The sequence below is a fragment of the bacterium genome (genome assembly GCA_035308905.1).
Taxonomy (GTDB): Bacteria; Sysuimicrobiota; Sysuimicrobiia; order Sysuimicrobiales; family Segetimicrobiaceae; genus DASSJF01.
This window is the reverse complement of sequence record DATGFS010000071.1, coordinates 1-7,555: the sequence shown is the minus strand read 5'-3', so window position 1 is coordinate 7,555 and position 7,555 is coordinate 1. Positions and strand designations below refer to the sequence as shown.

7 protein-coding genes are annotated in these 7,555 nt (G+C 71.0%); 1 reads left to right on the top strand and 6 read right to left on the bottom strand.

The genetic code is table 11. The features are described from left to right. The 3 genes from VKT83_18380 to VKT83_18370 all read right to left on the bottom strand — a co-directional run. On the bottom strand, nt 1-389 hold a 389-nt coding region (locus tag VKT83_18380; protein HLY24438.1), incomplete at its 3' end, for a DEAD/DEAH box helicase. 143 nt (nt 390-532) lie between these two features. After that, nucleotides 533-1,039, bottom strand: a complete 507-nt coding sequence (locus tag VKT83_18375; GenBank protein HLY24437.1) for a DinB family protein — start codon at nt 1,037-1,039, stop codon at nt 533-535. Continuing rightward, complete coding sequence (locus VKT83_18370; protein ID HLY24436.1) at nt 1,036-3,357, bottom strand: xanthine dehydrogenase family protein molybdopterin-binding subunit; 2,322 nt, start codon at nt 3,355-3,357, stop codon at nt 1,036-1,038. Before VKT83_18370 ends, VKT83_18375 begins: the two co-directional genes overlap by 4 nt. A 132-nt stretch (nt 3,358-3,489) precedes the next feature. Between VKT83_18370 and VKT83_18365 the strand changes: the two genes are divergently transcribed. Next, nucleotides 3,490-4,809, top strand: coding sequence for a GGDEF domain-containing protein (locus tag VKT83_18365; GenBank protein ID HLY24435.1), 1,320 nt, complete (start codon nt 3,490-3,492; stop codon nt 4,807-4,809). Here VKT83_18365 and VKT83_18360 read toward each other — a convergent pair. The 3 genes from VKT83_18360 to VKT83_18350 form a co-directional block, all read right to left on the bottom strand. Further along, on the bottom strand, nt 4,806-5,384 hold the full coding sequence (locus VKT83_18360; GenBank protein HLY24434.1) for an NAD(P)H-dependent oxidoreductase: 579 nt from the start codon (nt 5,382-5,384) through the stop codon (nt 4,806-4,808). The two genes, VKT83_18365 and VKT83_18360, sit on opposite strands and share 4 nt — an antisense overlap. After that, on the bottom strand, nt 5,377-6,846 hold the full coding sequence (locus tag VKT83_18355; GenBank protein HLY24433.1) for an MFS transporter: 1,470 nt from the start codon (nt 6,844-6,846) through the stop codon (nt 5,377-5,379). Before VKT83_18355 ends, VKT83_18360 begins: the two co-directional genes overlap by 8 nt. Nucleotides 6,847-6,858: 12 nt before the next feature. Further along, on the bottom strand, nt 6,859-7,555 hold a 697-nt coding region (locus tag VKT83_18350; protein HLY24432.1), incomplete at its 5' end, for an SDR family oxidoreductase.

The following is a 7,555-nucleotide window of genomic DNA, read 5'->3' as shown; positions in this document are numbered from 1 at the left end:
TCCGCGCCGAGCAACCCGATCAACGTCTGAAGCTCGTCGACCTGGTCGGCGCCGAGGGCTTTGGTCGGAAACAGGTAGAGCGCGCGGGCCTGAGGGTCGCGCAGCACCGTGTCCAAGACCGGAAGGTTGTAGCAGAGGGTCTTCCCGGACGCGGTCGGCGTCACGACGACGGCATCGGACCCGCCGCGGACAATGCCGTAGGCCTCGGCCTGGTGTGAATACAACTGGGTGATCCCTGTGCGGCCGAGCGCCTGGACGAGCCGTGCATCCAGGTCCGAGGGAAACGGCTCGTAGTGCGCGGCCCGTTCAGGGATCGTATGCCACGCCGTGAACTGTGGCGCGAACCGCGGACGGGTGCGCAGCGCTTCGATGATCTGCTCCAATGTCATGCTTCGACTCCTGGAATGGCTCGACCAGCGCTACGAACGGATGTTCGCCCCGCGCGGTTGGACTCCTGCCGCGGCCGAAGCAGAACTCGACGGTGGGGGGGTGACTCGTGGCCGGGCGGCCGGCTCCTAGTCTAGGCCTGTCGCTAGCGCTTGACGCTCTGGAGGGCCCGCAGGTATTGAATCTGCCCGGTGTGGTAGGCGTCGTGGGTCGTCGTCCGGACGACGCGCACCGCCAGCGCCTGCCGGTGCCGGCCTTGATACCAATCGATCGGCTTCGATAGGCCGGCGTCGTCGAGGCCGTGCACCAGGCTCAACAGTTCCAGGGAGATCGCGAGCAGTCGCTGCCGGTCGCGCTCCCAGTCGCTCTCGGCCCCGCCCGCCTCCCGCCAGTCCCGTGCGAGCAGCTGCTGTCCGTCGGGCGGATTCCCGTTCCAGGCGTCGAGCACGCCGCCCTTCCAGAGAATCAAATGGCGGACGATCTGCCAGATGGAATGCCGCTCCGGCGAGGGCTTCCACGCCGCCTGCGCCGCGGTCAGCCCGTCGAGCGCCGTGCTCAGCGGCGGCTGCCACTGCCAGCCCTCTTTCTCCAAAAGTGTGTAGACGTGATCGACCACGAGGTCGTGGAGAGTCAGCACGTGTCCGGGATTCATGCTTGCCTCCGGCCGGTGTCGCGTGCCGTCGCGATCGCGGCCCGCACGCGTTCGGGCGACAGCGGCATGTCGAGATGGCGGACGCCCAGATGCGCGAGCGCGTCGACCACCGCGTTGACCACGCACGGCGTCGAGCCGATCGTCGCCGCTTCGCCGATGCCCTTCGCGCCGAGCGGGTTGCGCGGGGTCGGCGTAACGGACCTGCCGCGCTCGACGCGCGGGATGTGGCGTGCTTTCGGGATCGCGTACTCCGACAGCGTGGGGGTAAGCAGCTGGCCGTTCTCGTCGTAGGCCGCGTATTCCAAGAGCGCCTGCGCCGCCCCCTGCGCGACCCCGCCGTGGATCTGCCCGTCGACGAGCAGCGGGTTGATGACGCGGCCGCAGTCGTCGACGCATACGTAGCGCTCGAGCCGCACGCCGCCGGTGTCGGGATCGACCTCCGCGACGCACACGTGGCTGCCGAACGGAAACGTGGTGCCCTGCGACTTGAACCGGCTGGTCGCCTCGAGCCCGGGGCTCTGCCCCTCCGGCAGATGCTTGCCGCCGTACGCCGCTTTGGCGATCTCGGCCAGCGCGACCCCGCGGCCGGGGGCGCCGCGCACCGTGACCCCGCCGTCCTCGAGCACGAGGTCCGACTTTGCCGCTTCCAGCATGTCCGCGGCGATCCCGAGGACCTGCTCGCGGACCTCCATCGACGCGAGATACACCGCGGAGCCGCCGAGCGACATGCTGCGGCTGCCGCTGGTGCCGCCGCCGTACTGGACCATGAGCGTGTCGCCGTGGACGACCGTTACCTGCTCCGGCGAGACGCTGAGGGCGTCGGCGACGATCTGCGCCAAGCCCGTCGCGCCGCCCTGCCCGTGGGGAGAAGTGCCGGTGATGACGGTGACCGTGGCGTCGGGATTCATCCGGACCGTCCCGAGCTCCCAGGGGCCGAAGCCGCAGATTTCGACGTAGCTGCTTACCCCGATGCCGACGAGGCGCCCCTCTTGCCGCGCGCCGGCCTGCCGCTGCCGGAGGCCGTGATAGTCCGAGAGGCGCAGCGCCTCGTCGAGCGGCTTGGCGTACTCGCCGGAGTCGTACGTGGCGCCGGTGAGCGTCTTATATGGAAACTCCTCGGGCGGAATGAAGTTGCGGCGCCGAACCTCCGCCGGATCGACGCCCGTCTCGCGCGCCACGAGATCCATCACGCGCTCCAGGTAGTACGTCGCCTCCGGCCGCCCGGCGCCGCGGTAGGCGCCGGTCGGACAGGTGTTCGTGTAGAGCGCGAGGAGCTCGCTGTGAATCGCCGGGATCTTGTAGGGTCCCTGAATCATGAGCGGGGTGAGCGTCGGGATGATCGCCGTGAGGTAGATGAGCTCGCCGCCGAGATCGGCGAGCAGCCGCATGCGGAGACCCCGAAGGCGCCCGTCGCGCTCCGCCGCGACCTCGAGGTCCGCCGCCTGCGCGCGGCCGTGGGTCGTCGTGAGCATGTTTTCCCGGCGCGTCTCGATCCACTTCACGGCGTGGCCGAGCCGCCTCGCGAGCTGCGCGACGACGACGTCTTCCGGGTATGTGTTGAGCTTCGCGCCGAAGCCGCCGCCGACGTCCGGCGTGATGACGCGGATGCGCCGGGTCTCGAGCCCGAGTGCCTGGCCGATGCCGTCGCGGATCGCGTGCGCTTCCTGGGTGGAGTTCCAGACCGTCAGGATGCCCTGCCCCGTGCTGCCGTCGTACATCGCCACGGTTCCCCGGGGCTCGAGCGGGACGGGCGCGAGGCGCTGGTTGAGCATGCGCTGCCGGACCACGACGGGAGCCTGCCGGAACGCGGCGTCGACATCCCCCTCGTCGAGGACCTGCCGGTACGCGACGTTCGTGCCGAGCGATTCGTGGACATACGGAGCGCCGGCGGCGGCCCGGTCCAGGTCGATGACGGCCGGCAGCGGCGCGTACTCCACGACGGCGCGCTCCGCGCCGTCGCGCGCGACGTACGGGTCGTCGGCCACGACCACGGCGACCGGCTGGCCGGCGTAGTGGACTTCCCCGTCGGCAAGCGGCCGGTGCGCGACGACGCGCATCTCGTCGACCGTGAGGGCCGGCAGGGGCTTTTGGATCTCCGGGAGGTCGGACGCGGACATGGCGGCCCGCACCCCCGGCAGCGCCGCGGCCCCGGCCAGGTCGATTCGAACGATGCGCGCGTGGGCGTGCGGGCTGCGCACAAAGGCCGCGTGCAACAAACCGGGGAATCTCAGGTCGTCGACGTACTCGCCCTCGCCGCGAATGAGCTTGGGGTCTTCGATGCGCTTGACCCGTGCGCCGACGTACCGGGAAACCGCCACCTGGGATCACCGCCTCTGACGGGGGATCGCGACACGCATGGAACCTATTTCAGACGCTTTCGACCGCTTCGCAACGGCACCCTGCCGCCGGGCCCCGCCATACGCGCCCGTTGTCCGGAGGAACGCGAGGCGGTGGAGCGAAAGCACAGGCAAATGGAGGGCGCGCTCGACCGCGTGGGGGACGTGATGACGCCGACGGCGGTCTTCGTGTCGGCGTGCGATACCGCGGCGAAAGCGTCCGCCGCGCTGCGGGTTCACCACCTTCCCGTCGTTCCCGTGCTCGACGCCGGCAGGCTGGTGGGCGTGCTCACCTCGCTCGATCTGCTCGAAGAACGGCCCTTCCGTCCCGTGACGGATCTGATGAGGTCCGGGGTCACGCCCCCGAGCCCGGACCTGCCGCTGCTGCAGGCCCACGCGCTGCTGATGTCGCAGGAGCTGGAAGTGCTGCCCGTCATGCAGGGCGATCGCGCGGTCGGCTACCTCACGCTGTCCGCGGTGCTGCGCGCGATCAACCAGCAGACCGATCCGCTGACCGGACTGCCGTGGGCGACCGCGCTGCGGACGTGGGCGGCCGGCGCGCTGGCGCGCGGACAGGAAGTCACTGTGCTGTTCATCGATCTCGACAGCTTCGGCGAGGTCAACAAGTCGCTCGGGCACGTGGTCGGCGACGGTGTCCTTCGCTCGGTCGGCGACCTGCTGCGGCGCTGCACCGATCCCATGACCGACCTGCTGTGCCGGTACGGCGGCGACGAGTTTGCGATCGCGACGACCCGCGCGGACGACGACGCGCGCGCCCTGGCGGCCCGCATCCAAGACGTGGTGCAGGTCCCGGTGGCCGGGTCGGACCGCCGCGTCACCGTCAGCGTCGGGTTCGCGGGCGGCCGCCGCCACGAGAACCGCGAGCCTGGCCATCCCCCTTCGACGGTGGACGATCTGCTGGCGCTCGCCAGCCGCGCCTCCACGGCGGCGAAGATGTCGCCGGCCGCCGCGGCGCGGCGGGCGGCCTGGTACCCGGAGCGCGCGCTCCCCGCGGAAGCGCGGGTACGGCTGCTGGACGTCCATTTCGAGTCCGAGGGCGGGCGGGCGTCGGCGCAGGTGCGCCTGCGTCTTGGCGCCCGCGAGGTCGTCGGCACCTCGTCCGGGTCGATCCTGACCTCGGAGCCGGCGCCGCGGTTCCTCGTCGCGGAGGCCACGCTCGCGGCGCTCCACGGCATCCTCGGTGAGCCGCACGCCTACACGCTCGAGGACGTGCTGGACTCCCTGGCACCGTCGTATGCGCTCGTCGTCGCGGTGGTATCGGGGGCGCGCAAAAACGGCGGCGAGGCGGAGCGCTACGTCGGCGGAGCCACCGAGCGGAACCTGCCGCGCGCGGTCTGCAAGGCCGTGCTCGACGCCGTCAACCGTCCGCTTGCGCGCCGGTTGGGCGCCCTCATGGGGAGCGGCGCCCGCTAACCGTCCGGACGCTCTTTCCGGCTGATCAGCGCGATCCAGTCCGTGAACGCGCCCAGGAATGTGCGGATGTGCCTGGCCGTCTCCTCGTCGGTGAGCCGGCCCGCCGCGTCGAATTTCTCGTTCGCCCGGGGAATCAGCACGGCCGGCTGGGGCATGACGATTGCATTGAGGTTGGTGAGGACCGTGCGCAGATGCATCTGCGCCCGCGCCGTGCCGACGAGCCCGGTGGTGGCGCCGAGAATGCCGACCGGTTTGCCTCTCAACGCGGCGTCGCCGGGCGGCCGGCTGATCCAATCGATGACGTTCTTGAGCACGCCCGACATCGAAAAGTTGTGCTCCGGCGTCACGATGAGCGTCCCGTCCGCGGCCCCGATCGCCTGCTTGAGGCGTGTCACCGCGTCCGGGAACGCGGCCCGCTCCACGTCGAGGTTGTAAAGCGGGATCGCGTCGATCTCTTCGATCCTGACGGCGAGCGAGCGCGGGGCCAGATCGCGGACGGCCCGGGCAAGCGCGCGATTGTACGACGCGGCGCGCAGGCTGCCGGTGAAGGCGACGACGGAAAACGGCTCAGGCATCGGTCGGCTCCCTCCGGAACGCCGCGGGTCTCGGCACCGCGGACTGCCCGACTTCAATTTCGTCGTGGCCGGCGGCGGGTCCGCCGGCCGGGCGGCCGGCGTGCAGGTTGCCGCGGGCGAGCGAAGCCAGCACGCCGGTTCCGCACGCCGCGGCGAAGACGGCGAATCCCAGGCGGGCCGCGGCGCGGAAGTGGTCCAGGTTGGCCGCGGTGACCGGCGCCGCGCCGAGAAACGCGTTGAAGATCACCGTAAGCGCCGCGAAGCTCAGCAGCTGCCCGCCGATGCGCATCGTGCTGGTGACCCCGGCCGCGACGCCGTAGGCGCCCGCCGGTACGCTGCTCATGATGGCGTTGGTATTGGGCGACGAGAACAGGCCGAACCCGGCCCCCATCACGACGAGCGCGCCGACGACGTACGACGCCGGGCCCGGCGGCTTCGCCGCGAGCGCGGCGAGGCCGCCCGCGGTCATCGCCATGCCGATCGACGCGACGATCCGCGGCTCGATCCGCTCCGACAGCCATCCGGCGGCCGGCGACACGATCGCCTGCATCACGGGCTGCGCGATCAAGATCGCCCCCGCGTGCGCCGGCGACATCCCCTTCACGTACTGCAGATAGAGGCTCACGAGGAACGCGCTTGGCGCCCCCGCGGCGTAGTTGAGCAGCGCGGCGACCCCGGAGAGCGCGAAGACGCGGTTGGTCTGGAACAGCCGGACGTCCAGGACCGGCGACCGCACGTGCCACGACCGGTACACGAACAGCGCACCGGCGCCGAGCCCCGCCGCGATCAGCCATCCCGACGCCGGCGCGGGCACGGTCGAGAGCCCGATCGCGAACCCCGTGAACATCGCCGCGTACAAGAGGACACCCGGACCGTCGAGCCCTTCCCCCCGCCTCGGCGCATCGGCCTCCCGCGGCAGATACCAGGCCGCCAGCCAGAACGTCACGAGGCCGATCGGCACCGTCCCCAAGAACACCGAGCGCCACCCGAACCCCTGCGTCAGCAGCCCGCCGATGACCGGGCCGAGCGACAGGCCGATGTACACGCACGCTACCGTGACCCCGAGCAGCCGGCCGCGCAGCGCCGGCGGGGCAACTGCGGTGAGCATCGCGACGCCGTTGCTGAAGATCATCGCCGACGACGCCCCTTGGAAGACCCGGCAGAGCAGCAGCACGGCGGTCGACTGCGCGAGCGCGCAGAGCACCGACGAAAGGACGAACAGCACGACCCCGAGCGTGAACACGCGGCGGCGGCCGTACAGGTCGGCGACGCGTCCGAGCGGCACGAGGCAGATGACGCTCGCCAGCAGGTACGCCGTCGTGAGCCAGCTCAGCGTCGCGGCATCGGCGTGAAACTCGCGTCCCACGGCCGGCAGCGCCACGGTGAGCGCGCTGACCATGTATGGGTTGAGAAACGACGACGACGCCGCCACGACCAGCGCGGCGCGGGTTTGGGAACGCATCGCGGGGCCGCGTTACATCATCGAGCGGGTCTGTCCGCCGTCGATGCAGATCGTCTGCCCCGTGATATAGCTCGCGGCCTCCGAGGCGAGGAACACGGCCAGCGCCGCGAACTCCCGCGGCTCGCCGTAGCGTCCGAGCGGGATCCCGGCCACGCTCTCCTTCACGATCGCGTCCACCGGTTTGCCCGTTTCCTTCGCACGGACACCGTCGAGCCACCGCACGCGGTCGGTGTCGATGCGGCCGGGCGCGAGGTTGTTGACGAGGATGTTGTGCGGCGCGAGCTCGAACGAGAGCGTTTTCGTAAACGCGACGACGCCGGACCGGAAGACGTTGCTCAGGATGAGCTGTGGAATCGGGACCTTGACCCCCGACGTGATGACGGTCAGGATGCGGCCCCAGTTGTTCGCGCGCATCAGCGGCACCCCGCCCCGGATCAGACGCACCGCGCTCATCAGATTCTGGTTGAAGGCCTGTTCCCACTGCGCGTCGGTGAGCGCGAGCCCGGAGCCGGCCGGGGGGCCGCCGGCGTTGGCCACGAGGATGTCGAGCCGGCCGAACCGCGACCACGCCGTCTCCAGCAGCGCGTCGACGCCGGCCGGCGTGGCGACGTCCGCCGCTACCGGCACGACCGTGCGGCGCGTCGCGCCCGCGATCTCGTCCGCCGCCCGCGCGACGGCGTTTTCGCGGCGGCTGCCGATCACGACGTCG

Excerpts from the sequence above, each read along its gene's own strand:
- VKT83_18375 (HLY24437.1), bottom strand. The coding sequence starts at position 1,039 with ATGAATCCCGGACACGTGCTGACTCTCCACGACCTCGTGGTCGATCAC.
- VKT83_18360 (HLY24434.1), bottom strand. The coding sequence starts at position 5,384 with ATGCCTGAGCCGTTTTCCGTCGTCGCCTTCACCGGCAGCCTGCGCGCC.
- VKT83_18355 (HLY24433.1), bottom strand. The coding sequence starts at position 6,846 with ATGCGTTCCCAAACCCGCGCCGCGCTGGTCGTGGCGGCGTCGTCGTCG.